Source organism: Streptococcus sp. 17.1 (assembly GCF_016648655.1).
Classification (GTDB): domain Bacteria; phylum Bacillota; class Bacilli; order Lactobacillales; family Streptococcaceae; genus Streptococcus; species Streptococcus salivarius_E.
In genome coordinates, this window is record NZ_JACLQM010000046.1 from 1 (window position 1) to 1,940 (window position 1,940).

General features: G+C 39.6%; 1 protein-coding gene. It reads right to left on the reverse strand.

Features of this window, described 5'->3' with window-relative positions:
- Nucleotides 1-1,940, reverse strand: a 1,940-nt coding sequence (locus H7T99_RS10500) for a glucosyl transferase (protein ID WP_201035998.1), incomplete at both ends; no start/stop codon positions are given.

A 1,940-nucleotide genomic window follows, 5' to 3' on the forward strand; every position in this document is an offset into this window, starting at 1 on the left:
GTGACTAGTTCACCTTTGGCTTGTTTACCGTTACTGTGGAAGTAGACTGGGACATTGTCAATGGTTTGTTCACCGGTCAAGGCGTACCAGTTTGGACCAAAGTAATACCAACTACCTTCCCATTCATGGTACTGATTTTTAAGAGCAGCGCCTGTTGCTTCATCCAGATAGTAGATGTGGCTGCTGTTAGGGATAGTATCACTGTAATACGCATAGATGAGCTCACCTCTACTTTGCATTCCGTAGTAGTATTTACGAGTAGGAAGTCCAAAGTAGTAGAGTTCGCCATCGATAACTTGAACGGAGACTAATTTGTTTCCCTTACCGTCTAAATAATACCAGTGATTATCTTTGGTTTTAACGAAACCAGCTTTTGTAACCTTTTTACCATCAAATCCGATATAGTCTCCACTATCTGCGTAGTATGTGAATTCTCCGAAGCCTTGATGACCATCTCCAACGATAAGATTCACTTCTTCACCATGAACAATATGTGTTCCTGAGTAAACTTTTCTACCATCTTGACCAACATAATAGCGTTTGCCATCGACTTCGACGATTTGGTCTCGGACAGCAGCACCTGTGTCTTTGTCATAAAAATGATCAGCATTGGCAAAAATACCTTTGGCTTGGACACCGTCTTTATCAAAATAGACTTCTACACCATCTATAGTTTGAGCACCAATTAATTTATCGCCCTTATCATTGACATAGTACCACTTGCCATCTTTTTCGACATAACGGTTGGTAACGAGGGCTCCACTATCTTTATCATAATAATGGCCGTTTGGCGCAAAGTCACCTTTAACTTGAGAATAGTCATCACGGAAGTAGACATTGACATAATCTATCACTTGTTCGCCCTTTAAAGGATAACTAGATTTATCAACATAGTACCATTTACCTCCAGCAGTAACATAACTATTTTTGGCTGTAACTGGAGTCAATTTACCATTTTCATCTGCAATTGATGTTGGGTATCTATCATCTACAGCAATAAAAGTGAAAGCATTGGTGAGGATAGCACCTCTTACGCCGTTAATGTATTTAGAAAACTGAGCATAGTACCAGTTTCCATCAACTTGGAACAGTGGGTTTGGGCTGCCAGGGACATCATCTCTTAGTGAACCAGATTCATCAAAATAGTAGAGTTGTCCATTAATTCGCTTGAATCCATGGACAACATGTCCATTTTCATCAGCATAAACAGAAGGTGTCCAGAGGTATCCTCTCAGGTACATGTATCTGATTTTACCCCAGCCATTATAGACTTTTTGTCCCTGTTCATTGTAATAACTTTCAGTACCATCAGGATTCTTGAATTTAGAATAATAGACCATGTCTGGTTGGAAGTAGTACTCTTTACCGTCGATGGTTTTAGGGCCAGTGTAAATATTACCGTCATTGTCATAGTAGTAATAAATGTCGTCGCTGGTTCCGTTAATGTAGCGAGTACTATGGTAGAGGGCAATCTTATTATTCCAAAGTTCGCCATTTTCAGGATGGAAATAATATCCTTTTCCATCAACAACCACTCTTTGCCCTTTTGTTTGAAGCCCCTTGTCATTAAAGTGGTAAGTTTTGTCTCCAATTTCTTGAAGGCCAGTCACTTTTTCACCTGTCTTATCTACATAATACCAGTGGTTATCGCCAGTAGTAACAAAAGATTCAGTTGTTAGATGTCCAAGTTCACCATCATAATAATGTCCATCTTGGGCAAAGTTTCCTTTGACCTGTTTACCATCCTTGTCAAAATAGACATGCTGTCCATCAATTAGGTTTGGACCTGTCAGATCCTTGTCATCTTTTTTGTAATGCCAATTGCCTTGTTCATCACTATACCATTGACCACCCGTGATATTCTTTTCAGCAGAGGGAACTTGAGAATTAGGGGTATCAGTATCACTAGTTGTTGGTGACGAATTCTCAGTTGTAACACT